At 53.7% G+C, this 26,098-nt stretch carries 26 protein-coding genes; 16 read left to right on the top strand and 10 right to left on the bottom strand.

Annotated elements, in window-relative coordinates; genetic code table 11:
* Positions 1 to 94: 94 nt before the first annotated feature.
* The gene (locus JAB4_RS29110) at positions 95 to 412 is read left to right on the top strand and encodes a hypothetical protein (RefSeq protein ID WP_070221177.1); all 318 of its coding nucleotides are present in this window, start codon (positions 95 to 97) and stop codon (positions 410 to 412) included.
* Between the two features lie 106 nt (positions 413 to 518).
* On the opposite strand, the gene JAB4_RS29105 is transcribed toward JAB4_RS29110, so the two are convergent.
* Entirely contained in the window at positions 519 to 1,028 is a 510-nt protein-coding gene (locus tag JAB4_RS29105) for a hypothetical protein (RefSeq protein ID WP_139143803.1), read from the bottom strand.
* A gap of 624 nt (positions 1,029 to 1,652) precedes the next feature.
* Between JAB4_RS29105 and JAB4_RS29100 the strand changes: the two genes are divergently transcribed.
* A complete protein-coding gene (locus tag JAB4_RS29100) occupies positions 1,653 to 1,871 on the top strand; it encodes a hypothetical protein (protein WP_070221179.1) in 219 nt (72 codons plus the stop codon).
* A complete protein-coding gene (locus tag JAB4_RS29095) occupies positions 1,864 to 2,706 on the top strand; it encodes a nucleotidyl transferase AbiEii/AbiGii toxin family protein (RefSeq protein ID WP_070221181.1) in 843 nt (280 codons plus the stop codon). The genes JAB4_RS29100 and JAB4_RS29095 overlap by 8 nt, the downstream gene beginning before the upstream one ends.
* A 56-nt stretch (positions 2,707 to 2,762) precedes the next feature.
* Here JAB4_RS29095 and JAB4_RS29090 read toward each other — a convergent pair whose 3' ends face one another.
* Complete coding sequence (locus JAB4_RS29090; RefSeq protein WP_070221183.1) at positions 2,763 to 3,170, bottom strand: hypothetical protein; 408 nt, start codon at positions 3,168 to 3,170, stop codon at positions 2,763 to 2,765.
* Between the two features lie 189 nt (positions 3,171 to 3,359).
* Positions 3,360 to 5,210, bottom strand: coding sequence for a DNA cytosine methyltransferase (locus JAB4_RS29085; protein ID WP_343216773.1), 1,851 nt, complete (start codon positions 5,208 to 5,210; stop codon positions 3,360 to 3,362).
* A gap of 1,068 nt (positions 5,211 to 6,278) precedes the next feature.
* Here JAB4_RS29085 and JAB4_RS29080 point away from each other — a divergent pair.
* Positions 6,279 to 7,814, top strand: coding sequence for a hypothetical protein (locus JAB4_RS29080; RefSeq protein WP_070221185.1), 1,536 nt, complete (start codon positions 6,279 to 6,281; stop codon positions 7,812 to 7,814).
* 127 nt (positions 7,815 to 7,941) lie between these two features.
* Here JAB4_RS29080 and JAB4_RS29075 read toward each other — a convergent pair whose 3' ends face one another.
* Together JAB4_RS29075 and JAB4_RS29070 are read right to left on the bottom strand one after the other, a co-directional pair.
* The gene (locus JAB4_RS29075) at positions 7,942 to 8,814 is read right to left on the bottom strand and encodes an HNH endonuclease (RefSeq protein ID WP_139143804.1); all 873 of its coding nucleotides are present in this window, start codon (positions 8,812 to 8,814) and stop codon (positions 7,942 to 7,944) included.
* A gap of 244 nt (positions 8,815 to 9,058) precedes the next feature.
* Positions 9,059 to 9,769, bottom strand: coding sequence for a hypothetical protein (locus tag JAB4_RS29070; RefSeq protein ID WP_070308522.1), 711 nt, complete (start codon positions 9,767 to 9,769; stop codon positions 9,059 to 9,061).
* 405 nt (positions 9,770 to 10,174) lie between these two features.
* Here JAB4_RS29070 and JAB4_RS29065 point away from each other — a divergent pair, with 405 nt between their 5' ends.
* Positions 10,175 to 11,272: a hypothetical protein gene (locus tag JAB4_RS29065; RefSeq protein WP_070221189.1), complete on the top strand. Its 1,098-nt coding sequence runs from the start codon at positions 10,175 to 10,177 to the stop codon at positions 11,270 to 11,272.
* Between the two features lie 36 nt (positions 11,273 to 11,308).
* Here JAB4_RS29065 and JAB4_RS29060 read toward each other — a convergent pair whose 3' ends face one another.
* Both JAB4_RS29060 and dnaB read right to left on the bottom strand, forming a co-directional pair.
* Positions 11,309 to 11,743 (bottom strand): hypothetical protein, encoded by a 435-nt coding sequence (locus JAB4_RS29060; protein ID WP_139143805.1) that lies wholly within the window; start codon positions 11,741 to 11,743, stop codon positions 11,309 to 11,311.
* Positions 11,744 to 12,123: 380 nt separating this feature from the next.
* Positions 12,124 to 13,524: a replicative DNA helicase gene (gene dnaB / locus JAB4_RS29055; protein WP_070221193.1), complete on the bottom strand. Its 1,401-nt coding sequence runs from the start codon at positions 13,522 to 13,524 to the stop codon at positions 12,124 to 12,126.
* A 286-nt stretch (positions 13,525 to 13,810) separates the two neighbouring features.
* On the opposite strand from dnaB, the gene JAB4_RS29050 reads away from it, so the two are divergent.
* The 6 genes from JAB4_RS29050 to JAB4_RS29025 all read left to right on the top strand — a co-directional run bounded on the left by JAB4_RS29050 (position 13,811) and on the right by JAB4_RS29025 (position 18,181).
* Entirely contained in the window at positions 13,811 to 13,960 is a 150-nt protein-coding gene (locus JAB4_RS29050; protein ID WP_175444820.1) for a hypothetical protein, read from the top strand.
* Between the two features lie 31 nt (positions 13,961 to 13,991).
* Positions 13,992 to 14,675, top strand: coding sequence for an N-acetylmuramoyl-L-alanine amidase (locus tag JAB4_RS29045; RefSeq protein ID WP_070221197.1), 684 nt, complete (start codon positions 13,992 to 13,994; stop codon positions 14,673 to 14,675).
* 53 nt (positions 14,676 to 14,728) lie between these two features.
* Entirely contained in the window at positions 14,729 to 15,661 is a 933-nt protein-coding gene (locus JAB4_RS29040) for a hypothetical protein (RefSeq protein WP_139143806.1), read from the top strand.
* Between the two features lie 180 nt (positions 15,662 to 15,841).
* The gene (locus JAB4_RS29035) at positions 15,842 to 16,708 is read left to right on the top strand and encodes an N-6 DNA methylase (RefSeq protein ID WP_139143807.1); all 867 of its coding nucleotides are present in this window, start codon (positions 15,842 to 15,844) and stop codon (positions 16,706 to 16,708) included.
* 350 nt (positions 16,709 to 17,058) lie between these two features.
* Positions 17,059 to 17,661, top strand: coding sequence for a hypothetical protein (locus tag JAB4_RS29030; RefSeq protein WP_139143808.1), 603 nt, complete (start codon positions 17,059 to 17,061; stop codon positions 17,659 to 17,661).
* 64 nt (positions 17,662 to 17,725) lie between these two features.
* Positions 17,726 to 18,181, top strand: coding sequence for a hypothetical protein (locus JAB4_RS29025; RefSeq protein ID WP_139143809.1), 456 nt, complete (start codon positions 17,726 to 17,728; stop codon positions 18,179 to 18,181).
* A gap of 162 nt (positions 18,182 to 18,343) precedes the next feature.
* On the opposite strand, the gene JAB4_RS29020 is transcribed toward JAB4_RS29025, so the two are convergent.
* Both JAB4_RS29020 and JAB4_RS29015 read right to left on the bottom strand, forming a co-directional pair.
* Positions 18,344 to 18,724, bottom strand: a complete 381-nt coding sequence (locus JAB4_RS29020; RefSeq protein WP_070221208.1) for a hypothetical protein — start codon at positions 18,722 to 18,724, stop codon at positions 18,344 to 18,346.
* 166 nt (positions 18,725 to 18,890) lie between these two features.
* On the bottom strand, positions 18,891 to 19,823 hold the full coding sequence (locus JAB4_RS29015; protein ID WP_139143810.1) for a hypothetical protein: 933 nt from the start codon (positions 19,821 to 19,823) through the stop codon (positions 18,891 to 18,893).
* A 131-nt stretch (positions 19,824 to 19,954) separates the two neighbouring features.
* Here JAB4_RS29015 and JAB4_RS29010 point away from each other — a divergent pair, with 131 nt between their 5' ends.
* Both JAB4_RS29010 and JAB4_RS29005 read left to right on the top strand, forming a co-directional pair.
* Positions 19,955 to 20,851, top strand: a complete 897-nt coding sequence (locus tag JAB4_RS29010) for a recombination-associated protein RdgC (protein ID WP_070221212.1) — start codon at positions 19,955 to 19,957, stop codon at positions 20,849 to 20,851.
* On the top strand, positions 20,852 to 21,484 hold the full coding sequence (locus JAB4_RS29005; RefSeq protein WP_071650194.1) for an N-acetylmuramoyl-L-alanine amidase: 633 nt from the start codon (positions 20,852 to 20,854) through the stop codon (positions 21,482 to 21,484).
* Positions 21,485 to 21,574: 90 nt separating this feature from the next.
* Here JAB4_RS29005 and JAB4_RS29000 read toward each other — a convergent pair whose 3' ends face one another.
* On the bottom strand, positions 21,575 to 22,285 hold the full coding sequence (locus tag JAB4_RS29000; protein ID WP_070221216.1) for a hypothetical protein: 711 nt from the start codon (positions 22,283 to 22,285) through the stop codon (positions 21,575 to 21,577).
* Between the two features lie 401 nt (positions 22,286 to 22,686).
* On the opposite strand from JAB4_RS29000, the gene JAB4_RS28995 reads away from it, so the two are divergent.
* The 3 genes from JAB4_RS28995 (at position 22,687) to JAB4_RS28985 (ending at position 26,027) form a co-directional block, all read left to right on the top strand.
* Positions 22,687 to 23,841 carry a site-specific integrase gene (locus JAB4_RS28995; protein ID WP_083287396.1) on the top strand — a complete coding sequence of 385 codons (1,155 nt, stop codon included), beginning with the start codon at positions 22,687 to 22,689 and terminating at the stop codon, positions 23,839 to 23,841.
* 80 nt (positions 23,842 to 23,921) lie between these two features.
* Positions 23,922 to 25,229: a hypothetical protein gene (locus JAB4_RS28990; protein ID WP_070221220.1), complete on the top strand. Its 1,308-nt coding sequence runs from the start codon at positions 23,922 to 23,924 to the stop codon at positions 25,227 to 25,229.
* An 18-nt stretch (positions 25,230 to 25,247) separates the two neighbouring features.
* Positions 25,248 to 26,027, top strand: a complete 780-nt coding sequence (locus JAB4_RS28985; protein WP_070221222.1) for a hypothetical protein — start codon at positions 25,248 to 25,250, stop codon at positions 26,025 to 26,027.
* Positions 26,028 to 26,098 lie beyond the last annotated feature (71 nt).

Genomic DNA, 26,098 nt, shown 5'->3' with positions numbered 1-26,098 from the left:
TTCCCTGCAGCAGCAAGAGCAGACCAGCCAGCGGCAGTTGGTTTTATAAGTGAGATAGTCAGGCTCGGTGCCTGACGAACAAGGAGCTAACGTGATGCAAGAAAACGAATTTTTATCAACCCCTATCGACCTCCCCAATGGGATTGTTGCACGGATCGCTTTGATACCCATGCCACAGCCGGACGAGCACGGCCGCTATAAGCCTCGGCAAGATTGCGACATCCATGTAAGCCTGTATCGTGAAGATAAGCTTATCGAATGCCGTCCTTGGGATACGCTGATAAGCGGCGAGTCTAGTGCTGTGCTAGTCGATGGAACGATTCTTTCCGAAGATGATCTTGACGAACTGGACTCGACCGGTTGGGACCAAATGTTGGAAGTGGGATTGATTCCCAGCGTGTTGGTTGGATAACCCCTTAATTGCCGTGCCGGAAGGCGCACCGCCGCAGCCGGAAAGACGAAGTCTACGTAAAGCTCGACAGTTCGCGCCGAGCTGTATCCCCCGTCTTGTTTAGTGCTCACAATCCTGGTGATTCACCTTCTCCATCATCTTTTTGATGCCACTCTGCTTGGGTTTCCTGGCCCAGTCCGGTCAATCGATGTTGATGCTCTGAGATGAGAATCTGTCTTGCGGCCGCTTCAGCTTCTGCTTTTGCTTCAGCAAGAGTTGCTGGGTGTGTCCCCATTTGCGTCTCATACTGGTCGCCCGATTTCCAAACTGACTGCAGGGTACGATCACCGTTGAACAATTCCCATTTTGCAGTTTCGTCGCAATCGCACCGGCGCCATTCGAAATTAGCGAACGGAGGAAAGGCGCACACTTGCGCCGCGACCTCTCGTACCATGGCAAACATATCGCCGGCATTAGCTGAGTTTGCCTCAATCAACCCTTCCTTGCCGAACGTCTCGTCCGTGTCCCAGGTGTCCATGCCGGCTACGCCGGCAAAGGCCCGGAGTCGCTCAGTAGTGGGTTGATACCATTTAGCTTCCCCTTCTGATACCGATTGGTACGCGATGTAATGGATCAAGCTAACTTGCTTTGTCCCTGGTGGGCAATTCGGAGGGCGGACCGTTAGAAGCGCATTCCCCCCCATCAGTTTGGGATCTGTTGAGAGAAGGTACCCTTGGGGTAACAAGTCACGCAAAGCCTGTACCAGGAGCGACTGTGCGGCTTGTGCTCTGCTCTTGGAAAGGTATTGGTATTCTGGATAGGTCAAGTTTTGGTTGAGCATCGGCGACTCCGTGTGTATGAAGGCTACAGCCTACTCACGCTGTGACCGCGTGGTTGCAACGAGTTGATTGTGCCGGTCGGGCATGCCGTCAACGTAGTGTTGGCCACTGTGGCCGCCGCAGCGGCGCGCCAGCGGCGTTGGCGTGGGGCAGGGTGCAGACCAGCTGCAGGAACTCCGTGGCGCCGGTCAGGCGCCGGGCAGCAACTGTTGCATGCCGTCGACTTGGTGTTGGCCACTGGGGCGGCCGCGCGCGGCGCGCCGGCGACGCTGGCGAGGACCCGGCCGGAGATCCCCTGCAGGAACTAGGTGGCGCCGGCAGGGCGCCGGGCAGCATTTGGTGCGCGTCCTCGACGTGGTGCTGGTCACTGCGGTTCTCTCTCGCGTAGTTGACTTTCGACAGGGAAGAACGATAATCACGCTATGAATACCGTTCCCGACACTCTCAAAATTGGCACCTACCCGCAGTTATCGTTGATCGCCTGGAGCCGACAGCCAGGTGACCACATCACCGCTGAGGAGGCCTTCGGGCTGTACGAGAGCAATTGGCGCTTCGTTGATAAAGATGCGCTTAACGATCTTGAGCGATCGCTGATTGAGGATTTAACCGAGACCTACGGAAATGGAATGATGAATGTTTAAGCGGGACCACCACAATCGAATCCAGACATTATTGTCCTCACTTGATACTGAATTTCTTGTTCAGAATAAATGTTTCTTTGGGGGCGGAACTGCGATCGTGCTAGCTTTAGACGAATACAGGGAGTCGGTCGATATCGATTTTCTCTGCGCCTCACAGGATGGATACAGGGCGTTGCGCAATACAATTGACAACGTCTCCCTAGGCGCATTGTTTGCTCGACCTGTTGAGCTCGCACGCGAAGTACGAGCTGACCGGTATGGAATCCGGACGTTCTTGCGGGTTGATGGCGTGCCTGTGAAGTTCGAGATTGTGAGCGAGGGTCGCATCCAGCTGGAAGGTGTTTTAAACCCTGTGACGGGTGTGCCGACGCTTTCGCGCGTGGACATGTACGCTGAAAAGCTCCTTGCCAATGCAGATCGCTATCTTGATAAGTCGGTCACAAGCCGCGATATCATTGACTTGGCCATGATGATCGGTAACTGGGGTGAGGTTCCAACAGCTGCTTGGGATAAGGCTCGTCAAGCATATGGTCCATCAGTTGATCGGGCGTTTCAAGGTGCAATAGCAATGGTCAGCGACCGTGCTTATTTGGCTCAATGCCTCTCCAAGATGCATATGGCTCCTGAGCTCGTAGAAGAAATACCGTCAGTACTTCGCGGGGAGCGTACGTTTGTCCAGTCTGGGCGCGAGAACGTTGTTAGCGGACAAGGGGCGATTGCTGCGGCTGCTCGTGGCATACGTTCGGTTTATAGCCGCAGTCTTGCAACACCTGAAGTTTCTGAGGTACGCGAGGGCGATTGCGTGCCGCCGGCTGGTGATAATCCGCATACCTAGCATTTTGTCGTGCCAACATTAATAGTACTAATTACCCTCGATAGATCTCACTTGAGTTACATACGTGGCGATGAGTCGGTCTCCTCAGTAAGTTCAGTCTCTTCATCTGGTGAGTGACCGAATCCCAGTTCTTTATCGGTCAACCAGAATCCTTGAACTGCTATTTGGAATTCCTCCTCGCGTGTGATATTTCTGGTTGCGTTAGAGTAGCTTGAAAACTCATACCACTCTCTTTCAATGTAACCGGGAATGTCACTGTGTGTGATCGCCAGATCACAGCTGTCACCTGATCGCAGTGGAGCTTTTTCAGCGATCGAATTAAAAGCGGCCTTTCTTTTCGCCCAGTCGGACTCGGGAATGGCGCAGGCAGCATCAATCGCGTTGAGCAACTCCTTCGTGCTCGGGAACGCGTTGCCTTGGAGAATGCGGGTAAGAAGGAAGGTTTGATATCGGATCTTGTTCATGCGCAACTTTCGTATTTTTTTCTCGGGTACAGGCGACGTTTTTTGCTGCCATTACTCGATTGTGCTTTAAACGAATACGCGTGGTTGCGCCAAATAATTCAAGCGAGATCTCTACCTGGTTCCGACCTGAGAACTCGCATCGCCGGCGCAGTTTCACAGCAGTTGCGGCCGGCAGGGATGTATGAGTGATCATGCAGCCATTGGCAGCAGCTGCTCATGAGAGAAGTTGGCACGGATGATGGCTTCCGCCTGTATAGGGGCCACGCTATTGCCGCACATACGAACCTGAGCAGTGGCCGTCAATGGGATACGCGGCACTGACAGCGGATCCGCGATCTGCTTGCCGTCCTTGAAGAGCATCTCCGGATCGGGGATCTCGTTAATTATGTACGTTTCGGGGAAGCTCTGTGCTCGAAACAGTTCGCGCGGCTTCAGCATGCGTAATGTGATGTCGACTAGGACGTAGTCACCAACCAGCACCATCTCAGCTTGCGTCGGGAAGTGCTCGGGAAGGTATTCATGTAGCAAGCGGGCGCATTCTCGTGCCTTGGACGCATGCTCATCAAGCAATGCCGCCGCCGGCACTTGAATGGTTTGCACCAGCCCCATGCGACCCTTAGTTGGCAATGTATGCATCGGCTCGGCCAGACCTTGCCATTGGCCGCCAGTACTGTAGTACTTGACGCAGTAAGCGGTGATGAGGCGCTGATTGCTGCCGGCGGCTGTGATGGTCGAAAGAGGGGCTTCAGCCGGACGGCCGTCGCCCTCGTAGAAGCCACCGTTGGCCTGTTCAAAGCATGCGGCGACCAAGGTGTGTTTTGGTGCGGCGACCACAGTACCCAGCGGCTTCTCGATGTCCTGGGCGCGCGGTGCCTGGTTTGTCCTTTCACCGTATCCAATCGTGATCAGATGGGCACCAACCAGCGCATGGTGTGTGCCGCCTGCGGCCACAGTTGAAAGCGGAGCCTGGATAGAGTGGGCTCCAAGGTGTGCTTCGGTCGTGCCGCGCAGCGGGGCGAGGGTAGGGGCAATTATCGAGAAATGCCCGCCCTTCACTTGAGCACAAATGGTACGTAACGGAGAATTTGCCGGCATATTGCGTTGCGAACTGCCATTTGCGTGCTCGCCGATGAAAGGTGTGAGTACTGGTCCGCTTCCTGCTGGATTGTCCGTCTTGACAATGAAAGGCTTAGCCGCGGTCAAAACGTGTTTCCACAATCCTTTTGCAACACGACGACGGGTATTCGTTACCAGGTCTTTTTTGCGGAAGAAGATGCTCCTGGACGGTTGGTTGAAGTCGATACACTCGGCAGCGGAGCGCCAAGGCTTTAAGTTGCCGGCGACAACCTCGGCGCTTTCCGGATCGCTATGGGTAGCCGTTGGCCAAATTATTGGCAAACCGTCTCTTCGCGCGATAAGGAACAAGCGCCGGCGGATCGTCGGCGCGCCGCTGTCACATGCACGTAGTTCGCGCCAATCTACTTCGTAACCGTGTGCCCTGAGTTGTCGTACGAAGCTCTCGAACGTCACTCCTTTCTTTTTCGGATCTGGGCGAGCCTTACCATCTGCGTCGATAATGACCGGCCCCCATGTTGTAAATTCGATAACGTTTTCCAGTACAACTACCCTGGGTTTGCATGTGGCCACCCAGCGCATACCAACCCAGGCAAGTCCTCGAATTCTTTTCTCAACCGGGGTCCCCCCTTTCGCCTTTGAGAAATGCCGACAATCGGGGGAAAGCCAGACCAGCGCGACTGGACGGCCACGAGTCACCTCGCGCGGCTTGACATCCCATACGCTTTCGCAGAGGTGCATTGTCCGAGGGTGGTTCATTGCATGCATTGCGATTGCTTCAGGATCATGGTTGATAGCAATGTCCACCGGCCGTCCAAAAGCCCTCTCAAGTCCTGTCGATGTGCCTCCGCCACCAGCGAAGTTGTCTACCAGTAATTCGTGGCCTAGGTCCAGGTTTCGGGTGTGTGGATCTTTTACCGACGCCATGGCGCGGTAGAGGACATTCAGTGGTACATCACGCTTCATTTTTGTTCTTCCTGGCCAGCTGGCCTGTTCAATTGTTTTGTTAAGGTAGCAACTGGGCTGCAAACTTTCAGTGCAACCACATCAGGTGCCATGAGGGCACTTTTGTGGCCATCAGTGCATTTTTCGGCCTTACTCCAAAGTGCCTACGATGCTGTTGCTGGAGTGCTAATAATCCTCTCGGTGTACTGATTTTCTTCTAGGGTGGTAGGAACAAATTTATGCAAATTTAGGGAACAACTTTGTGCAAACAAGGAACAAGAAATAATTGCCTTAAGGAAAGTATTTCTTATGTTTGATAATATATCTTATCAAACATAAATATCGCAACATCATATGATTACGCATGTAAATCATACGAATAAATTTCGCACATCATTAGAGTTAAGCTCACATTTGTGCATATTGCATATCGTCAAAGTTAAGCTCACATATCGTCAAAGTTACAGCTTAACTTTGATGATTTGGTGGCCCAAATGAGGGGATAAATAGGGTGTTTTCATAGGAGCCACGCCGCAATTTAAGGATTTTGCTCGCCATTCCACAATGCGGAATTCCCTGCCTGGGCTGAGCCGGCTGCGTCGCTGGCCCTGCGGGTACTAAACACTCACGAATTACCAGGGACCACCGCACTACACCGCGTAGACCCTTCAAAAACACGCGATCGCGTACATCCTGGTCGACCGCGCGGCCGCAGGCCGTGACCCCGGCTAAACGCCGTTGTTTGACGATCTCCCTTCGTTGCCGGAGCCCGCATCAGGGATCGCGCTGGAAGACGTCGCGTTCGTGTACGCGACGGAGGATTGCGACTGCCGCGTGGTGCTCGTCCCCATGTTGTAACGGTGCGTACTCATCGTTAGGACCTCTTGTTTTTTTCTGCTCGATGTGTTTAACTGCGGCTGTTCGGTAGAGCCGCTGTCGAGGCCCGCAAGGGTGCGCCTCACCGCCGAACATCAAGTCACGCTCTCGTAGACGTCACTTTCGCAGCAGTACAACAAGCTACTCGATAACCTTGATGAGCCGATCAGCGCCTGCTGATTCCATTTACTGTTGTTTCGAAAGAGGACACCTATGAACACGTTCCGTCGCGCCCCTATTTCCCACCAAGACCAAAAATTTTTCGAATCCCTGTCGAAGAATATCGGTCGTCACGTAGCTGCTGCAGCCCATCTCCCGGACGATTTTCCGCAGTTCTTTCGCCACGCAGGCGAATTCGGGGCTAAATGCTTCGGTTCGACCAGCCGCCAGCGGCTCTTTGCCGAGGTCGAAAGCCGCCCGCCCGTGTTCGAAAAAGGCTTGACCCGCCTGGCCGTGCAACGTCAGTTCGAGTTCGCCATCAAAAATGGCGCCGACGTGCTCAAGGCGGATGGTGTGATCACCAGCAAAGAGGCACGCGCGGTCGTTGATGCCGCTCCGGACATCGTCCGTGCGGTGGCGAAGGATTTGCAATACCTGGAGGTGGATCGCTATACCTTTGAGCGCACTGAACTGGATCCGCGCCTGCTCGCGGCAAAAGCGCCGAAATTTGAATACGCGGTGATGAAGGGGCATCCCCTGGTTTTCGACTTCGAAAAAGCGCGCCAAGGCTTGCGTGATGCTGCAGGCGAAAATAGCAGCGATGCACTCAACAAGGTCACTCCCGACCGCGTCCGGCAGATCGTCCAGAGCAGTGTTCTGTCTCCTTTTGATGCCGTAAAGCAGGGTCTCCTGCCGCTGACGCATATCCCGATCGTACTCACTGACGATGCTGGACAAGTCGTGGGCGTGTCGATGCAGCATCCGGCCCATCACGGCGTCCTGCCGGTCTGCTGCGAAGATGAAACGCGGTTCTGGACGGTCGCTGCAGCGCTGTACACTTCGGCCCCGGCTCAAAACCAGTACGGCGATGACTCGTCGCTCCGCTACGCTGATCCCACAGATATCAGGACGTACTCCCCCAACTCGCCGTTCCCGTCGATGTTTAACGCGACCGAAGATAATCGCGGCCCAGCTGTCCACTATGCTCAAGTCAGCCTAGAATCTGCAATGAAGTATCTGGCGGAACTTAAAAAAGCAGTGAATGGCGAGCGTGTGCAATGCAGGGAGCCCAAAAAACAACTGCTCAAGAGCGCTTCGTTGAGTTCGATATCTTCCGGCTCGCCTAGTAAAGGCACGACGTGCACGATCTGGGGTCTGGTGAGCTATCAAAGCCAGCATGGTCAGAGCAAGGTCATGAGCGTCAGCGGCACCACCAAAGGTATCTTCCACAACGGCGCTTGGGCGGATCAGTGGTACCTGCGTCAAGATTACTGGCTGGACGAGGCGGATGTGCCTGAACTCGGCTTGCCAACCGATCACTTTATGGTTTCGCGGCCGTACGATGACGTCACCAAGGTCATCCCGGACGGTGTCGAAGATTTCACACGTCGTGCGCTGGAGCATGCCGCCAGCCTGCCGAAGGAACAGAGTAGCGACGGCGCCATCCATGCCCTTGTCATTAAGCTGAAGGAGCAAAAAAAGCGACTTCAGAGGGTCAAAGATGCACTCGAAGAAGAGGCAGCTGCGAAGGCAAAGGCCCGGCTTGCAGGCTTGGCGTCCGTGGGCCCCGATGTCCTTGCCCCTATTTAACGTGTTCACTGCACTGGCAACCCTAGTCACCCGTTAGTAGCCGGCGGCAATTTCAAAAAGGAGCTCCGGCTCCTTTTTTTTCGTTCCCAACGACGACGCTGACGTCGCGGCGGCTGGATGACCGCTTTCACTTGCTTTTTTCACGAACCGGCGGCGGCTCCGCGACGGAAGACTGTTCGTTGGCAAACACCATGATCTGGTGGCCTGATGGGTTTTCCGGGTACAGATGATGCGGGGCTTGACGCAGATCAAACGAGACGGTTTCAGGTTCCAAGTCGGGCGCTCCTCGTGGCGTAATGTCCAGCGCGTCGATAGTGAACTCCATTGGCTGATTGTGGACAAGCCAAAAGCCGAATGGTAAAAATTTTAAAATGTGCCCATACACCGTCTTGTCGCCAGCGTTGGGCAAAGAGATATCCATCCAGCCAGCGTGCCTGAGGATCACCTGCTTGCGCGACAGATAAGGCCAACAGTACAGGCGCCATTCGCTGGGAAATTCCCGGTCGGAATGCAAAAAGTACTGCCTCAGCGATTCTGAGGCACCGATATCGTCACGCCATTTTTGCGTGTCTTCGACCGAGTGTGCTGCAAGGATGTGGCCGACCACGGACCTTGCCACCAGGTTCAAGTCTGCTTTCACTCGGACAATGCGGGGCAGCACGACATTTCGCGCGACCGCCTGCATGCCGGTGCGCATCTGGTCGACAAAGTGCTTCAGTTCAGGGTCGTAGTGAAGTCCGAGCCTGTGGTTATTGCAAGTCCCGCATAGGGTCTGGAACTTCAAGCCGCCCTGGATAAAAATGCTATCGCGCTGTTTACCACTCGATTGCGAATCCATCGTCAGTCGGCTCAAGACGGCGTTGGTGATATGAACACATCCCTGTGGTGGTACGTGGTCACGCGTCAATTCACCGAACTGGCCGCAGATAGCGCAAAATCCCGGTCCCTTCCTACCGGCGAACCCAGCCCAGCTGTTGATACGTTTGGAAAAGCCGGCCATAGCTGTAATTTCGTTTAAAAAAGTCATTGTAACGCGGCACGGATAGGCGCCGTTCAGTAGCTTGTGCACGCCGTCGACATGGTGCTGGCCATGGCTGCGGCCGCGCGCGGCTCGCCGGCGGAGCTGGCGTGGTCCCGGACGATGATCCGCCGGGGGAACTGCGTAAGAACGGGTTAAGGGCGGGCCTGTCAGATTGAGGTCATAGAAGACGACGCGATAGCGTCATGAAATGCCTGAATCGACACTAAAGTGGGTCAGTATCTTGAGTAGTAGCCAAGACTATGTTGACAACATCGTTTTCTGAACTGCTGAAATCGACAATCCAAGCTGACGTGGGATTGTCCACGCAGCTCGCGTTTTGTTGGTCTGACCATTCAAGTTGTACAGCGGCGTGAAGCCAGAGGAGCCGGCGTAAAAAGTCTAACGCTTTCTTAATAGTTTGTGGCCCCTTACGGTACTCGCCCCGCTGGATTTCAACTCGCGCTATATAGTTTTCTCCAAGAGGATTCGACGCATGCATGAAGGTCGAGCACACCCCGTATAGCTCGATTAATTTACTGTGATTTACGACAGTTTTCGCGCGATCAAAATTGATCGTGCCGGTGCCTGTCGACGAGTGAGCGCCAAGGGGTATCGGAAGCATGTGTGGGCTGAGCTTCACAAGCCTAGACAGAATCTCTTTTGCATTCCAATCCCTCGTCGGATCTGGTTCCGGAGCCTTGGATGTTTTCGGCTCCGTTGTTCTGAAATGCCGATAACGATGCTCTTCCCGGACCATTGCACCAAACGTTATTAGCTCGATGACTTTCCGAATTTGCAGAAAACAAAATTCACAATCTAGCGAAGATAGACCCGTCAGTGGAGCGCTAGCCGTAGAGACTCGTTCGGCTGCCAATATCCGAAGCTTGGCCTCCGTCATCTGGACATGGTAAACGTCATGGGCTTTGGTGGGCATCACTGTTTCCTAGTGGGGCATTCAAGAAGCGCTGGACCTGGTCAATCGACAGCCAGTCGGCAGGCGCATGGTAAGTAAAATCCTAACACGCGGGTGTATCTAAACCAAGACTAACCCGGTTCTACGTTCCGTTGCACCTGGAACCCCGTGTTGGCCGCTGCGGCGCTCGAGCGCAGCGCGCCGGCTGCGCTGGCGTGGTTCCGGCCGGTGATCAGCTGCAGGAACACCGTGGCGCCGGCCAGGCGCCGTGCAGCAGTTGGTGCACGCCGTCGACCTGGTGTTGGCCACTGCGGCCGCCGCGTGCGGCGCCAAGATAAAGTGGTGCCCCTCACTAGCAACCACGTCGATGCATAGTTTGTAGACTCCGGCTTTCGCCCAGCATGGGTCTTTGAACTAGGGAATATTATGGATATGTGGTTGGCTCCAGCATACGGTATGAAATTGGCGGGCCTGCTGGAAGGCTTGTTAAAACTCGATGGGCACCTTCAAATACCTCCTAAGACTATTCCTGAGTTAGTTGAAGCAGCGACCGCGGTTATAGCTAGCGCAGCGAGGGTCAAGAAGGATGTTGCTAGTTTCCCGAGCGTTGCGCCGGAAAATTGCCACGCCCAATTCGTATGGCTGGTCAAGGACGCGGCCGATAAACACGTGATGATGTGCCCTTCCGAACCCGACGAAATTGCACTAGCGAGCATCGCGGCCCAGATCGGGCAAATGGTATCGGTCGAACAATTCCTGCTTGCGCCAACCTCACTGGCGGGCTTGGTCGATGGCAGTCTTTTGCCCCCTTTGCCGAAAGGTCACGGGGTGCTTAGCACCGAACGTTTGAACAGCACGCTCACTGTAGGATACAGCGCTTCGCAGGTGATAGAAGCACAAAAGCTAGCTGTAGCTTTCGATCGCCATGCCAATCCACGAATCTCGCATGCGCCAACTCCTACTTTTGTGGTCGAAATGGACAACGGTACCGTCTTGAAAACCAGCGGGTCACATCCTGGCCACATTATTTTCTTGGACATTGATACCGAGGGCGTTGATCAAGAAAATATCCTACGAATTGGCAACCAGGACTATTACGCTATCCACCATGAGTATCAGGTTGTGCGGGGAATGTCTGATGGTGGTTCTGAATTCGTCGAGATGGTTGTTGAGCGTCTCACAGCAGTGGACGAAGCCGCTGATGAAGAAGTGCGCCAGGCACGCTACTTGACAGGGCATTGGAGCCACATTTTCCGTGATTCGAAACAGCAGAGTACCGTTCGATTAGTCTTCGACACCACTATTCGGCAGATCATTGCGATGGACTGCCGATACGGTCAGGGTTATGTGCCGGCGTCATTCGACGATGTCGAAGATGTGCTTGACAGTCTCTTGACCGCTAATTCCGATGCATTGGACAACCCTGCCGAGTTTGGGCTGGAGCATGTTCACGAGATGCCAGCATGGGCACAGGGGGCAACACTTGAGGTACAGGATGAAGAGATCGAAGCTCCACGGAGTTAATCGGTCAAACCCTGTGCTCCCGGAACCTTTCATACGCTACATAGAGGGCGCGGTTGCGCCCGCTAATTCCCCATCGTCAACGTTTGCATCACAGTCCTGCATACAGGAACTGCGGAGCAATTTGACTGCGTGAGACTGCAGGATCTTGTGTTCTGTCTCTTTGGTGAACTGCTGCACTAATTGGCCTGCGGCTAAGACGTTGCCAATTTTTGGGATAAGCATCGAACTCGCTTCGAGGATGTTCCTGCCTTCGCTGTAGTATTGGCCTTGTAGAACACAGTTTGGTTCCGCAGGTCCCCAGGGGGCCAAGTATACGAGGGCTTCCTTCTGTCCGACAGCGGTTTGGAAGTCCTTTTTTGCCACTGCCGTTCCTCCCTTCAGAATAGACCAACCTGCGTGGGCCAGGTTCTCCATGATCACTTTGTAGAGGCACGGATCGATTTCATAATTAGTAGAGCTTTGGTCTTGCACGTGAAATCCTTCGATTGTAATGTGGCGTCGAAAGCGACCTCCTCATTGTGATGCTATTGGTTCTGCGTGGTTGCAGGACCTGCCAGATAGCGTCTGATCATTCACCTGCACAGGTAAACTGGAAACGAGCTTGGCCAACTCCCCCTTTTTCAAAACACCCCATGAAGTTATGGAGTAAACAGGGCCGTCTCGATCTATGCAGACTGCAAACTGTTCCACCATGGCGTGTACTGCCCTTTGGGCCTCCGCGCGCGTGCATCCAATTGCTGTAGAAACACGATGTATCGTCGCTTCTCCTGGTTTCATCGTGTTGATCGCTAACAGCACAACAAAATAGCGTCTAGCGTCTCCCTTTGGATAGTCCCTGTAGCGCATGCTTGCTAATCCACAAAAGATCTGCGTTGGGCAGAAATGTAGTTGCCAAATTTCGTGTGTTCACCTATCCAAGTCAAACGAACGCTCCCGATAGGGCCGTTTCGCTGTTTTGCAATGATGGCCTCGGCAGTCCCCTTCTCTTCGGAGTCCGGGTTATACACCTCGTCACGGTAAAGGAAAATGATGACGTCGGCATCCTGCTCAATGGCTCCGGACTCTCGGAGATCAGACATGACTGGTCGTTTATTCGGACGTGTCTCAAGCGACCGATTTAATTGAGATAGCGCAATTACTGGGCATCCCATTTCTTTGGCCAATGCCTTGAGTGATCGGGAAATCTCGGATACTTCGTTGGCCCGATTGTCCCCGCGGCTCTGTCCTTCGTTGTTTCCGACCATTAACTGGAGGTAGTCGACAATAATCAAGCCGAGTTTGCCGTGCTTACGCGCTTCCCGACGTGCTCTTGACCGGAGCTCCATTGACGAAAGACTTGGTGTTTCATCAATGTACACTTGCGCGTCGTTCAGCTTTTGAATCGCGTTGGTGAGACGTGGCCAATCCTCGTCCAACAGTTTGCCGCTTCGCATGCGTTGCTGGTCAAGTTTGCCTGCTGACCCAAGCAGGCGCAGTGCAAGTTGTGCGCCGCCCATTTCCATTGAGTAAATGAGAACGGGCAAATTTGCCTCAAGGGCGACGTGTTCCCCGATGTTAACGGAGAATGCGGTTTTGCCCATCGACGGCCTGCCGGCAACAATGATGAGGTCCCCCGGCTGTAAACCAGATGTCATTCGATCGAGGTCGACGAAGCCTGTTGGAACGCCAGTGATATCGTCTTGGTTTTCACGTGAATACAGCTGATCGATGCGCTCTACGACTTGGGTAAGCAGCGGTTGCAGTGCCACGGCACCGGCGTCTCCCCGTGTACGCTCCGCCCCGATGGCCATGATCTTTGCTTCGGCCTGATCCAACAGCCCCATTACGTCGTCGTTACGGGGGCGATATGCACTCTCGCAGATCTCATTTGCTGTTTCAATAAGTCGGCGCAGGATTCCTCGATTTTTCACAATCTCGGCATACCGACCAATGTTTGCCGTTGACGGGGTGTTCTGGGCCATCGCGTTCAAGTACGGCATTCCACCAAGGTCCGCAGCTTTGCCAGTCAACACCAACTGCTCATAAACAGTTAATACGTCAGCAGGCTTGCCGGCAGCAATCAATCGAAGCGTTTCCTGGAAGATGATTCGGTGGTCATAGCGGTAAAAATCCCCGGCAGTGAGCAATCCACTAATACGGTCCCAGGCAGTATTGTCGCGAAGCAAGCCGCCAATGACGGATTGCTCAGCTTCGATCGAATGCGGTGGGACCCGCAAGTTTTCCATCTCAAAGTCACTACCTGGCATTTCCATTTATCTTCCTTGCTCCAATATATTCACGAGGCCACCTACTTAGACCTCAACCAATGCTGCATTATAGTCCGTTAAATGATACGGTCAATAAGGAAATTGAGCATTATTTACTGATCTGTGCGCTGCTGACACAGCATGCTCCTTCCAAAAAAGAGCTAATTTAAAACTTCTCTGGTACGTATCATTACTATGAAGCGTAACAACTTTAAGCGATAATGTTATTGAGCAACATATGAAGCGAAGTACCAGTTGACCTGGTCAGCTGGAGATAGAGGAGGATACTGTCATGGCAGTACATCGCACCCTTGCAATACCCGACAAGTTCAAAAAAGGTAAGAAAAAAAAACGTACCGGTCCTGGTTCGACGGCTGAACAGTTGCAACAGATGAAAAAAGACCTCACGCCAACTCAACAAGTTGGCGTGAGGCGTCGCTAGATCCCCATCTCCATACTCCAAAATTGAGAAAATGCTTAAAATCAATATGGCAATCTTGACACTAGCTGCCGCTAGCGCCGTCACCACCCATGCCGCGACCGTCGTACTTGATACAGGACACAGCCCACAGCGTTCTGGCAGCATGAGCCCTAGTGGTAAAACTGAATACGCTTACAATCTCCAAATGAGCACGTATGTGTCAGAATACCTAGCAAAATACGGTATCACCGTCATCCGGGTTGCCGCCGACGGAAAGGATATCGCATTGAAGAAACGCACTGCCGCGACGGATATGGCCGACCTCTTTTTATCTATCCACCACGATTCGATCCAACAAGAATGGATCGACCAGGGGCGAAGGCGTGATTTTAATGGATTTTCCACATTCGTTTCAGCGAAGAATCCTGATTACCCTTTCAGCCTGGCATGTGCAAAACGCATCGGTGCAGGGATGCGGGCCGCCGGGGAGCGCCCTTCTCTTTATCATGCAGAAAAGGTTAAGGGTGAAAATCGTCCATTGGTCGACCGCCAGAATGGCGTTCACCAGTTCGACGACCTTGTGGTGCTAAAGATGGCCAAGACACCGGCAGTACTTTTGGAAGTCGGTGTAATTGCGAACCCCGAAGAAGAAGTCAGACTAGCGACTGCAGCAACTGCACTACCCATCGCGAGGGCAATTGCTGATGCAGTTGTAAATTGCCTTTATCGCAACTAATCCGGTAAATTGGGCACTCGTGGCCCCGCCCTTTGACGGGCATAATAGAAAACATGACTCAATCTACCCACATTTCACTCGATGAGGCGGCCCCTCTTAACTCCCGTGCGTTGGCTCGTATGATCGCCGCAGAGATGGTGCAGAATAACGAACTGCCTAACGCCGAAATTATCCGGAAACGAATTGTTGCACTCACTGCGGGCAGCATGAACCCCTCGGCACTAACCATCCAGACCGAGATACGCGCCTGGTACGAACAGGAGTTTTGGCCAACCTACCATGCCATGGGCGCTCTTCCTGAGAACACGGGTGTGCCGGAGGCTGTACAAAACCTCTTTCAATCCTCATTCCAGACGATGGTAGTTCAATTGTTCGCGGCCGCGAAAGCGGGTTTTCAAAGCGAGCGGGAAGAGTATGATCGCCAAATCGACGAGGCGGAGCAGGTCGTTAAAAAGCTCAAACTGGAGGTCAACGAGTCCGTTGCGCGCGTGGCTGAAGCACTCGACCTTTACCATACGGAGGCGCGAGACCACACGGCTACAAAAGATCGGCTTGACGCCGCGGCCGACGAGTTGCGAGAGTTAAATTCTAGGTTGCACTCTGCATATGAGCTGCAGGCCACTCATGAGGCGAAATTAACCGAAATACGAACGGTTGAACGTGACCGCGCTGATGCTCAAATTCAATCCGCATACTTAGAAGCTCGACGCAATCTGCAGGAAATCGACAACTTGCGACAGCGAGTGAAAACGCAGGAGCTAACGCAGGCAGCACAGGCGGGCGATAACAGGCGCCTTGTACTGGAACATGCCAGGGCGGAATCGGACGCGCAGGCTTCGCGGACTGAACTTGCGAATGCACGGGAGGCACATGCGAGAGAACTGGAACGCCTCTTAGCGACGCTGCGACCAACCGGTAGCAAAACCGCCACAGCCAAAACCTTTACGCATTCGCGAAAATCCCTTCGTAAGCCTACACGCGGATAAATCAGTTCCCTTGGGTTCCAACTGGATGGCCAGTTGGGCACATACCGAGACGTTTTATATTCAACCTGATTCCATACCACCTCAGGTTGATGTCTCAGCAACCACGTCTCATCTCATTCCCTACACTCGCCCCTTTCAATTCACCGTGCTCGGATAGCGCCGGCACGAGAAAGGATCGTTGTGAAGCTTTACCCCGAATCATTCGATCAGTTAATGCCCAGCTCGAGCCGGAACTCGCGTTCCACAGGCGCGGATGACGCGCCTGCATGCTCCCCGGATTTGTCCGCCTACGCAATCAAGAGCAGAACTAAAATTATCAAGTTGATAGAGGAGGTCGGCCGGCGCCACGACCGACGCCAGGTCTTTCGTGATTTCGTGACCATGAGCGCAGTGGCATTAAGTAAGGCGGACCTGCGCCAGGCAGAAGAACGTGAGAAGCTTTACATGCAAACGGTACGCAAATACAGCACTGACGAAGCATCAAAAATCGCCCACATGTTTGCAGAGTTGCAAGTCGGTCTTGAATTCGCGCCGAGAGACATCCTGGGCGAAATCTTCATGTCGATGGAGCTGGGCAATAGCCGGATGGGCCAGTTCTTTACACCGTACGCACTGTGTGAGCTGATGGCCGAGCTCACCCTTTCCGAAGACCCTCACGAAAAAATCAAGAAGAATGGCTACATCACCGTCAGCGAACCAGCATCAGGATCAGGCGCCACTATCATCGCACTTATGCTGGCAATGGAAAACCGTGGATTGAACTACCAACGCCATGTTCACGTGACGGCCACCGACCTGGATTCCACAGCGGCGTCGATGGCCTATGTTCAACTCTCCTTGATGCACGTGCCGGCAGTGATCGTACATGGAAATACGCTCACGCTAGAGGAATACTCTCATTGGTACACACCGGCACACATTTTTGGAAACTGGAGTATGAGACTCGATAATGCTCGAAAACACCGTTTGCAAGAGGAAGCCAACATGGCCGCATACGGCGCTAATACTGACGAAGTAGAGGACACCGAGACCCAACGCCCGAGGTGAACTCTGGCGAGCTAAGTAGCGCGGGCGGAATGTCCAAGTCCGGGGCTACTCCTAGAAGATCCTGGGAATCTTGCGCTGCCTGAACAGTCATTTTTTGCAGATAGCGGCTCTCAATGCCAAGCGTTCAGGCTCCAGTTGATCCATTTTTTGATTGAGTATTTCATTGCATAAAATTTACGCAGTGTAGCAATATGGACACATTTAGAATACTACAACCAGCCATATCGGCCACAGCCCTTGCCCGAATCCGGGGTGTGCAATAAAGTTATGTCTTTCCTGATGGAAACTATACGCGTAGGCGGTTCGAAGCGAATCGTCTGGGCCGAAACCTTAACAATTCAGCACCAGCGATGAACACCGATAACGTAATTGATTCCATAACTCAAAAACCTCCCTCCCTGATCCGCTCAGTATCAAACGCAACCATCACTTCGGGCGCTATGGCGTCTCGGCAGGACTATGCATTGATGGAGGCGCTCGCCGCGCCTGATAGCACGTCCACGTTTGGCCTACTACAGTCGGAATGGGCGCGCATGCTGGACGAGCATCCTGATTATTCTGATGAACTCGAGGCCGTCGATTCCCACGTATGCGACCTGTTCACGCTGGCAGAGCTAATCGCAAAGGCGCCCACAGGGGCAATCCGACAGGCGCTAAGAGAGACCTACTATTGCCGCTCTCAGATGGAGCTGGCATTTGGACGGGACATTTCTCCGATCGAGGAACGTGCTCACCTGGTGTTTGTTGGCGCCAATGCGGAATGGGAAATCCTGTTAAGCGTCTATCCAACTTACTCAACATGGCTCAGCGCTATCGATCGCTTCACCTGCCCCCGCTCCGTGCTGATTGAAGGCATGCTTTATGCCCCTACTGAGTCGATTCGTCATGCCCTTCGCGAGACATTCTGCTTCCGCGAAGTGGCTGCCATGACTACTGACCACGAATTCGTCTAACTCGGCTTGCAACCACGCGCCTTCGCAACGCCTACCATGCCCTATGTCAAAAACTGGGGCTACCATGAAAACTTATGATTTTAATCTTCGCGCGAGTGGTATATTCGCCGACGGTTTCGTCGATCGCGACGGCAAACCCGTCCGCGACACCTTCGTCTACCAACTCCGAGCCAAGATGATCGGAGTTGGCGGCCTCAATTGGTCAAAGGCACAGAATGCTGCGCTAGCCAAAAGCCTCTCCAGCACAGAAATGGATGCCATCATGTCGCCCATGGACCATCCACATGTGCAGGTCGAGTACAACACCAGCTACTACGGTGGCAATCACTCAGGCCAAGACATGTGCGTCCATGTTCCGGAAGCACTGATCGACCTGGCCAATGGTGATGTGGTGGCAGCCTTCGCCACGATGACGCGGATTGACCCGGTGCACGTTCTTGGATATTGCTCCGATAGGCGTTTTGATGGTGACGGGACAGCACAGAATGAACCTGAGTCGCCGGCCCCACCCTGCGCATAGAAAGCCTTGCTATCGTGTTGGGACTGTCACAATCACGATAGATTCATACGTTGAAACCGCGCAATGACGAATAATTATATTGATCGCTGCGCGGTTCGACGGCAATGGGGCTGAGGGCAGACCCCCAGGAAGGACTGTGCCTGCCTGGCGCCTAACGCTTTCTTACATCCATTGCCGCAAAACTTCTACGCGTTCCGCCAACAGCTCTTCCAACACCAATACCCCGAGGCGAGGGGCTTGTATCATCCCGTCAAGCATTGCTCCACCTAGCTTAGCAAGTTCCTGATCATTTCCGGAAAATGTGTCCGGGCCCATCATCGCCGAGAATTTTTGGTCCGCCGCAAGTGTCTGTGCCAGTGTCATGGCCACCACCAGGTTCTGGGTAACGCCGATAGCCTTGAGATGAAAGCCTGGCTCCCCCCTAAGACGATCCGCCAGACGCTCGTCGCCCATTAAGGTGGCAGTCTCACGAATCATCGTTTCGATGTGATGATGGGAAATTCGGATGTCCGCGAGCGCGGCATTCACTGTTGTGTTGTGCATAATTGGGATTCGAAGAACAAATTCCTGGCGACCGGCCAGCACGGTGCGCCAGGTAGCGCGGGGTTATTCATGTTAGTCGTAGACGGGGGGGACATCGCTGGCCAGGCACCTCGCCCGAACTTTTTAAACGCCCCATGGTGTCTGGGGCGCCAGTTGAAGTATGACTTTAGCGGCTGCTGTAGCTTTCTCCACGCACGCTTTCGCCTTCCTTGTAATCATCGCCGGTCCGTACGCCGCGCGTGACCCTTTCCACGTCCCCCCGGCGCATGTCGCCGGCAGTAACTCGAGACTGCGCAAGTTTGTGGCTATAGGCGAAGTCGTGCACGTCATAGCCACGCGAGCCCATGTGTTCGACTGCATTCACGAAGGTGCTCCGCGCCGATTCAAAATCGGTCTGCGACTTACGCTGCTGAGCGCGCGTAGCAGCCAGCTGCTGCTGTACACCACGGCCATCTGGATCGAGTACCGAGTCGTCAACAGCTTGGTCGGCAGCATATATGGATCGCGCGTAGCTGTCTCTTGCGGCCAAAAATGTACGCTCCAAGGCCACCAGCTTCGCGACTCTATCGCCGCCAATCTGCGTTGTACCACTCTGCAATACTTGCCGCTCCACGGTGCGGCTTTGAAATCCACTCGCGTCAGCACCGGGTACGCGGGTATTACTCCAACCCGACGATATCACGGGGCCTATCGAACCAATGTCCCGGCTTCCGCGGGAACGGCTTACGGGCATGGACTCCTGCTGCTGTAATGCTTCAGCGGCCCAAACACCTGCAGCGACGCCGGCGGCCGCTGCCGCTTTCTTGCCATTGCCGCCGCCAAACTGGCTACCAATCGCACCGCCGACGACACCTGCGAAGGCATCTGCAGCAGTTCGCATCACTTCGTTATTCTGCGCGGCTGCAGGGGGCGGCGCCACCGTCAGGGCAATCGCCAGGCTTGCGAAGACAACGGACGCTCCAGTAGTCATGCGCTTGACCAACTCCGGCTGGCGCGCGACCTGCAGCGCTGTCTCTGACATTGCGGATTTGAATGCACTTGTGAAAGCGCGGGACGCCTTGTTCGACATAGATATTCCTTCAGTTGTGGTTTTGAACATGATGATCGTAAGCAAATGCCAAATGCGTGGTTGCAAACGGTTTTAAGAGAAGATCAAATATCATCTAAGAGTTTTTAAATGTTCTGTATTATAGTTATAACAGCAAACAATCCTGAAAGGAATCAGACAGCATGTTTTTCAAAAACGCACAAATTTATCGCCTTCCACCAAATTACGATATGACCGCCGAGCGCCTTTCTGAGGTGCTGAAGCCTCAGGAATTTCGTCAGGCCACAAGCGCGGAACTGTCCACCATGGGTTGGGCATCGCCAACGAAGGATGACACTCTGGTCCACGCAGTAAACAGACAACTCTTGATCAACCTTCAAACTGAGAAGAAATTACTTCCGGCAACTGTCGTTAATCAGGTCGCGAAATCCCGGGCACTTGAAATGGAAGAGGCTCAAGGGTTCGCACCCGGCAAGAAGGCAATGAAGGAATTGAAGGAACGTGTAGCAGATGAGCTCCTGCCCCGCGCATTTTCACTGCTCAGTACCACGGCCGTTTGGATCGACCCGATTAACGGTTGGCTCGTCGTTGATGCGGCCAGCCCAGCCAAGGCTGATGAGGTGGTCAAGTTACTACTGAAGGCGATCGAGAAGCTGCCCTTGGAAAGCCTGCGGGTGATGCGTTCGCCCGTAGCGGCCATGACCGAATGGCTTAGCTCGGACGAGGCGCCAGCGGGCTTCACTGTCGACCAGGATGCGACCATGCGCGCCACAGGTGAAAGTAAAGCTGAAGTGGCTTACAAACGTCACACCCTGGAAGCAGACGATATTCGGCGCCACATCGCCGCCGGGAAGCAATGCACGCGCCTCGCCATGACCTGGAACGATAAGATCAGCTTTGTGCTAACTGAAAACTTGGCAATCAAGAGTATCAAACCCTTGGATGTAATCCGGGAAGGCGAAAATGCTGCCCGCGATAATATCGAGCGATTCGACAGCGACATGATGCTGATGACTGCGGAATTGGGACGGATGTTTAATGACCTGGTGATCGAGCTCGGCGGCGAGGCCAAGGCCTAAATGAAACTACTCGGCCCTTTATTCCTTACTGCTGGCCTTGTGGCCGGCGGCGCTGAAGCCGCGCGCATCGACGCTGTCTACATAGACAAGGGACTCCTTGGTCCGCGCACGGCAGAGGCCGGAGCGCTAGCACCGCCGTTCCTCGAAAGTAAATTGGCGGCGTTATTAACCGATGCGCTAGTCAAGCGCCGAATACCAGTGATCGAAGCGCCCCTTTCGCCAGATCCGCGCCTCTTCACAGCGAGCACACTTTACTTGTCACTGTCCTATGCTCGAATACCCGAAGGTACCGTAGGTCCACAACGGTACCGCGGATATGCTCTCTACGTGTCCCAGCATGATCCGCGTTTTGAGCAGAGCCTGGCGTGTTCATGGCAGATCGGGAACGCTCTGCGCAATGCGGGTGAAGTCCCGTGGTCCCAACGCGTTGGAGCGGCGCCGATCTCGCTCGACCCCTCTGGAATTCGCGAAAATAGCTCGCTGACGGCACCGAAGATCGTTGAAGGCCCAGCAGTTTTCCTTGAAGCAGGTGTCCTTGTCGACGATGATGAGATTAAACGACTGGGACAGAAAATGGTGCTCAGCAAATTCGCTGACGCTATCGCAGAAGGCGTCGAAAGCTGTCGCCTCTAAAAAATCCGAGTCCGGTCGCACGATGCTTTCAAGCATCTGGCGCCGGACCAACTCAATAAACGGGGCCATGCTTCCTTCAAAAAAACACATTTAACGAGGATGATTGTTTTCTTCGTCACCTTCATCAAAGCCGCGGATCACTTCAGTAAAATAGCGGGTTAGATCACCTTTGCTACGTTTCGACCAGAGGGCAGCATCCTCAACCATCGTTCCCTGCTCTAACCGTCCGCTGCCGCGCCAGTCCTCTTGGCTCAGCCCGTTCAACTCAAGTACATCAGAAAGTAACACGCCGATCGTCTCTTTCTTCCCCGAACCTGGGATTTCGAGTTCGACAATAAAATCCATATCTGCAGTTTCTGCTGCTTGGGATTGTTGATGCTCCTTGGCCACCTCCTGAAAACTAAAGGTCTTTACGTTCGCTTCAAGGATAGCTGCAGTGTAGGCTGTGAAATCTCCCAACTTGTGACGTGACCACAAAGCATATTCATTCACGTACTGGTGTTGTTCGTTCACCGGTTCCTGTTCCCAAATATCAGCGCTAACACCATGAAACGTTAGAACGTCCTTCAGGAGCACGGAAACTGTTTTATCGTGACCATTTGACGACACCAAGCGAACGCGATAGTCCGGGATCGGCATGGGGGATGCTTCTAGAACCTTCCTATACTCCTCCCAGTTCGCGTGGCCGTTTTCAGAGGCGAGCTGCGCCAACGCAACCATATATGATTTCGCCTGGCCGGAACGTGTTCGTTTCTTCGCCTCGTGTTTGGCCAGGTTGACCGCACGCTCGTTCTTCACCATCACTGCAACCCAGTGAATTCAGTCATGGCGGAATCGAACACGACGAGTACGGTCGCGTAGTAAAAAATAGGGTGTTGGTTGATTGCTGTCATGGCGAGGTATTCCTTTTGATTAAGGTGAGTCGATTATGTAAAAAGGACCTCGGCGTGGTTGCAATCAATACATGCTCCCTCCAGTTACACGGTAACAATCACCCGCTACATGCATTTTTTTTGCAGCAATGGGAGCCACACTCTACAATGGTTGAATGCGAAAATTGATCCCTGCCGCCCAGCTTTGCCAGCAGTTAACCCATCAACTGCAAAAAAATTTTCCGCCCGCACTTACTGTGTTGGGTATTTGCGTGGCTCATATTCAGCTTTTCGAATTGCAGGTGTGCAAAGTCACAGAAGGATGCCAAAATGAATGATGGTGAGTTGATCCCCTATACGTATGTATCGTCAGAGATGGTCCCGGCCGGCGCACTTGCTAAGGACGACCTAAGTGCAATCGTGGCTTGGGTGGCTTCAAAGGAGAACTCAGCACATACTCGACGGGCATTTAGCCTCGAAGCGCGTCGTTGGTTGGCCTGGCTAATCTGGGTAAAAGCAGACCAACCTTTAGACCGGTGGCTCGATAAAGGGACCTCCTTGGACGCAGCCGTATACGCAAGATTCCTTTCCACTAAAAATATGCCAGCTATGCCTGTAACTGCGCTCGATCGAGCCGGACTTAGCCGTCAGCCGTTTAAGGTGGGCAAACAGCTTTCCTCAGCAAGCAAAGATCGAGCAATCAACGCACTTAAGGCAATGTATGCGGATATGATTAAGATGCGCCTAGAGGGGGATTACGCCATTGAAAAAAATCCATTTAATCTGTTTAAGGCCAGTTCCCCCGTCGACAATTGGTCCCCTCGAAAAAAGGCTCTGACTAAGCTCGAACGTAAGTACGTAGAAATGGCACTTTCGGAGCTTCAGAGAACCGGCAAAATCGTTGAGTACCAACAAATCAAGTGGATATGGACAGCACTACTTTGGAGCGCTATGCGACGGCACGAACTCGCGGAAGCGGTTGCGGGAGACGTTTACCAGGACATTGACGAAGACGGTGAGAGCACATGGATGCTCCACGTGAGGGGTAAAGGAAATGTGGTTGCTTCCGTTCCTCTGTCTGACGAATTCATGGACGGGATGCGAGAATATCGCGTGGCCAGGGGCCATCCGCCATTACCGGTGGGGACTTATGAAGGCAAGGATCAAACGCCGTTAATTTTGCCCTTGCGTGGAAATACAAGGAATGTTCATCCTGAGACGATTAATCGGTCAGTCAAAAAGCTCGTTGCGCTCGCAAGCGGGATCGCCCTTGCTGAAAACGACCCTTTTGCGGCCGGCCGCCTTGCAGGATTCGCATCCCACAGTGCTCGCCACACACAAGTCACAATGATCGTTGACGCTACTGGCGACATTACCTTGGGCCAAGATATGGCCCGTCACAGCTCGATTCTCACCACACGACGATATAAAGCGCCGTCAACATCACGTCTTAAACAGGCTCTCAAGAGCGTAAGCTCGAAGTAAACAAATCACGGAAGAATTAGGGTGCAACCACGCCCCATTCTCTTCGGCACCATGATCGCGAATCCACTGACGCGATCATCATGTACCTCGACCTTTTCCCATTATCCACGCCTCAACCCATCGGAACCTTTCATGACCTGACCATTTTTGCCGAAGGCCAGGTTTTTTTTCCTCCCCGCGTGCGCTCAATGTTGCTCGAAGACGATGACCGCTTTTCTGACCTGTGCGGTCGCACGGCAGCCTTGGTTATTCCGTTGCTCGACTGGCGTGGCCGGCGCCTCCCCTTCTGCGTGACAGCATGCCAGGGTGACCTGGTCGTTGCTGCGGCATGGGCCGGTTCAATTTCCAGCAAAGATAACGGCACCATTGGCTGCAACCTTTCCTTCGGTCTGCAACCCAGTGTTGCTGGCCGGGGCTTAGCCACACTATTGAGCGCGCTCGCGTACCAGCAATGCTTGGCGTCTACTCCAATGATGGAGTTTGTCAACGTTCAAACTGAGGCCGGGAATTACCGTGCACAAGCTGTCGCGCAACGACTACAACTGTCCCGCGCTCCTATGTTCGACCGGAATGCACCAGGTCCAGAATCGCGACGATACGTGACCTACCGTGCTGAAGCCGAGGTGGTCACGGCTCGATGCACGCAGATCTTGAGTAATTCGATGCTCACCGTCCGCGCCCGAGATAAAACCGTGCAACCACGCGTTGAGCTCAGTCCTACCATGCGGAGGTTACCCCATCATTTCATAGGTTCCCCAATGCCACTTCCAACCAACCAGCACAGCCACGGTTCAGACGAAACGGATTACGCCGCCACCATCAAGGCACTTCGCGACAATGTGACACTCCGCACCGCCTTGGATGGTCCACATGGCCTTCTTGCAGGTATTACCCTGATCGAAGAGAAGTTGAAAATTGCCGAGCGCCGCCACCCAGGCGACGTGCCGTTCCCCCTGGTCGGACGCGAGGCTAGCCTCTACCATGAGGCGTCTTATAACGCCTATGCACACAGTTTGGAGATGATATCAAGCCAGTGCATACGCGAGATGCACGACAAACTCGGAGCCGTCCCGTCGCGCGATGATGATGTTTGCAAACAGAATCTAATGATCGCTATCGCTCTTTTCGGCGAGTACGGTGTCACCAGCGGTGCTGCAATCATAGAGAAGTGCCTGCAAACCGCCACGCGTGGGTCTCATCTTGACTCGCCCGTTCCTTTGTCTCCAGAAGAGGGCAAAACATGGCACCGAGCCCAGCAGTCCGCCTATCAGTACGCCTTGGAAATGCTGTGTACGGGTAGACTGCAACGAATCGAAACCCAATTCTTGGCCTTGGTTCACGTAGAAGCACCCGTCGATGTCGATGCACCGGCTGCTCCAGCAATGTAAGGAGGACTCACTGTGCCTATGGACATTACCCCAAATCAACACCTGAAGTTTCTTATCACGATCGATGCCGCCGACGAAGTGAAGATCGATACCTCGATTATGCGGTCAGGTATTGCGCAAGCACTTGAGATCGCCCGCAACGAAGGTCTATTGACTGCCATCGACAATGAAACGACCTTACTCGGGTCGATCTCCGTCATTGATCCACCAAATGCCGCTGAATCACTGTTCCATCTTCTGGCGCCGAACCTGGTAGACACGCCCGATGCACGCCGTGCGATTGAGCTCGCCATCGCCTCCATAACCAGAAAGTTCGCGCGCGACAACATCAACGTTCTGACTAGCGATGAACGCCAACACCTCATCGACGGCATCGCTATAGAGCGCAAGAACTGGGAAAAGTCCGGTGAGGAGTGGATAAGCGAAATCGTTCATTATGGCTACGATGGTTATGCAGACGAAGCTGACATCGTGTTGCTCGAAAGCGCTTTCTGCGACAACCCCATCTTCACCAGCCTCGATGATGATTCCGCCCGCCTGGCGGTTCTCCGAATCCTGTCAAAACCGGAAGTGATTGACCTCATTTGTTCACCTGAACGGATACGCCCGGTCGTCGACTTAGAAGGGTTTGATCGAGAGATCCAGCATGCTGTAGGCCCGATGACTGCATCAAATCGAACCTCACGGTATGGCGACACTCTCGAAGCTCTACAACTGCAGGGTGTGATTCTATCGCTGCTGGAGCAGCGGCTTGGCGGGGACGATATGATCGATGACTCCGAAAGGCCCCGCTGCTAAACCAGTTCGAAGCGGAAAGTCTGGCTCAGGTATGCCTGTAGCCAGGCTTCAACGCTTTTCCTCCAGGGTGG

The sequence above is a fragment of the Janthinobacterium sp. HH102 genome (assembly GCF_001758625.2).
GTDB lineage: Bacteria > Pseudomonadota > Gammaproteobacteria > Burkholderiales > Burkholderiaceae_D > Janthinobacterium.
Note: the sequence above shows the minus strand (reverse complement) of the source record. Positions and strands in the feature narration are given on the sequence as shown.